Annotated in this window: 2 protein-coding genes and 1 pseudogene; 2 read left to right on the forward strand and 1 reads right to left on the reverse strand. The window is 24.9% G+C overall.

The features are described from left to right. Positions 1–82, reverse strand: a pseudogene (locus tag ACTG3S_RS14270) (30S ribosomal protein S12); the annotation flags it as partial. Between the two features lie 176 nt (positions 83–258). On the opposite strand from ACTG3S_RS14270, the gene ACTG3S_RS14275 reads away from it, so the two are divergent. Then, on the forward strand, positions 259–1887 hold the full coding sequence (locus ACTG3S_RS14275; protein ID WP_439130002.1) for a hypothetical protein: 1629 nt from the start codon (positions 259–261) through the stop codon (positions 1885–1887). A gap of 118 nt (positions 1888–2005) precedes the next feature. After that, the coding region (locus tag ACTG3S_RS14280; protein WP_439130003.1) for a carboxypeptidase-like regulatory domain-containing protein at positions 2006–2212 on the forward strand (207 nt) is incomplete at its 3' end.

Below are 2212 nucleotides of genomic sequence, written 5' to 3' on the forward strand. Positions count from 1 at the left end.
GACAAGACGACAAAGCAGCCGATTTACTCTTCTTAGTTATTTTGGTTCTTCCTTTACGAACTAATTGTTGAATAGTTGGCATACTAAATAATTACTGTTTTTCGTTTATATTAAACATTCCCTTAATTTTAAGGGTCTGCAAATGTACAACTAATTTCTAATTATTCAAATATCAGCAAGTTATTTTTTAAAAAACCTTTTTTATTTATAAAATTAAAGCAATTAACATACATTTGATATTAAAACAGTACTAGCATTTTGGGCAGAAAAAAATTACTTTTTTTTACTTTTTTACTCTATTTATTAGCTTTTACAAATTCCTTTTCTCAGAAAGTTGAATTAAAGATTAAAGCTAATCCACAAAAAGACTCCATTCTTATAAATAAATATAGCTACAAAAAAAACCATTTAGATAGCATCAATGCATCCAAAGAACTCATAAAATATTCTACAAATTTAAAAAGGAACGGATATTTTTTAAACAGGTTTGATAGCATCATCAAAAAAAACAATAAAAGAATAGCCTATATAACTTTTGGTGAGCGAGTAAATTTTGCAAAATTAATTTTTGGAGACAAGGTCTTAATCATAAAAATATCAGAATTAGAAGATAAGTTAAGCTCGTTATCTTCAAAATTTGAAGAAAAAGGTAATTCTTTTACAAAATTAAGTTTAAAACAAATTGAAGTTAAAAATGACACCTTATTAGCCAACCTAGAAATTTATCAATCTAAGAAAAGAAAAGTTGATAAGGTGATTATAAAAGGCTATGATGATTTTCCAAAATCATTTTTAAAAAATTATTTGAAATTAAATAAGAACTTAATTTTTAACAAGAAGAAGCTAACTAACATATCTAACCAAATAAGAACTCTCGATTTTGTTGAAGAAATTAAAAAACCAGAAGTACTTTTTACAAAAGATTCTACTATCATATATATGTATGTAAAAAAAAATAGCAACAACAGTTTTGATGGACTTGTAAATTTTGCTACTCAAGAAAATGGTAGTGTCGATTTTAATGGTTATTTGGATTTAAAATTAAATAACATACTTAATAAAGGAGAAGACTTTAATTTAAAATGGAATAGTTTTGGAAATGAAAGACAAGAGCTAGAATTAAAAACTAAATTTCCGTATGTTTTCAAATCAAAAATATCTCCAGAAATAAAATTTTCAGTGTATAAACAAGATTCTACTTTTTTAAACTCATTATTTAACATAAAAATAAATTACGCAATAAATAATAATTCAGAACTATCATTACAAATTAATAATGAAGTTTCAGAAAAATTAGCCCCAATAAACTCAGACAGTAATCTTGAATCATTTACAAGCTTTTCAACAGGAATTGGATATCAATATAATTATAAGAAAAACTTTTTCTTAAGAGAAAGTAAACTTGACTTTAATATAGCATCTAGCCTAGGGAATAGAAATAGCCAAAATAAAACCAAAAGACAATTAAAAATTGAGTCTACAATAAAATACCTATTAGATTTAAGTGACAGAAGTTTTATTTTCCTAAAAAATAAATTAGGTATTCTAAATTCAGAAGACTACCTAACAAATGAATTGTTTCGGATAGGAGGACCAAATACCATTAGAGGATACACCATACAAAGTATATTTAGTAAAAACTACACTACACAAACCATAGAATTTAGATATTTAACTTCACAAAAATCATATTTATACTCAATCTCTGATTTTGCAATTATAGAATCAATAAATAAAAAAGAAAAACTCTTAGCTTTAGGGTTAGGATATCTTTTTAACACAAAGTCTTCACAAATAAACATTTCTATAGCAATACCAAACAACTTAAAAAATTCTAACACCTTAAAAAACACACAATTACTAATTAATTGGATTAATTTTTTTTAAAGAAACCTTGTTAAATTAACATAATTCAATAGGATTTCAATATATTTTTAACATTTTTTATTGTTTTATCTACAAAATAATCAGATATTTGAAACATATAATTCAAATATATTTAATAATGAAAACAAAGTTTAAAGGAATTTTAACGCTACTACTAGCGTTTGTTGTGCAAATAAGTATTGCACAAGAAAAAACAATTTCCGGTACTGTATCTGAAGATTCAGGACCATTACCTGGAGTAAGTGTCTCTATTAAGGGAACAGCAAAAGGAACAGAAACTGATTTTGATGGAAAGTACTCTATTAAAGCAAGTGTTGGAGATGTT

This window comes from Polaribacter sp., from assembly GCF_965656025.1.
Classification (GTDB): domain Bacteria; phylum Bacteroidota; class Bacteroidia; order Flavobacteriales; family Flavobacteriaceae; genus Polaribacter.